Raw genomic sequence first — 285 nt, 5'->3', positions numbered from 1 at the left:
CACATCCATCACATCCCCGATTTCGATCCGACTGCGATGAAGATGGAGGCGCGGCTTCTCCTCGACTGGCACCTGCCCTGGAAACGCGGCACGCAACCGACCGATGAAGAGCGGCAGGACTATCTTGCGATCTGGGATGGCCTCATCCAGGAACTCGAAAGCGCCGAAAAGAACCTCCTCCTCCGCGACTTCCATTCGCCGAACATCATCTGGCGACCGCGGGAATCCGGTGTCAGGCGTGTCGGCCTGATCGATTTCCAGGATGCGATGATCGGTCCGACGGCC

Annotated in this window: 1 protein-coding gene; it reads left to right on the top strand. The window is 60.4% G+C overall.

From position 1 onward, the window contains the following. A partial coding sequence (locus KVS69_RS19360; RefSeq protein ID WP_217539570.1) for a phosphotransferase occupies positions 1-285 on the top strand: 285 nt, incomplete at both ends.

This window comes from Stenotrophomonas sp. GbtcB23, assembly GCF_019091045.1.
Lineage (GTDB): Bacteria > Pseudomonadota > Gammaproteobacteria > Xanthomonadales > Xanthomonadaceae > Stenotrophomonas > Stenotrophomonas rhizophila_A.
This window is presented reverse-complemented; position numbering and strand designations above follow the sequence as displayed.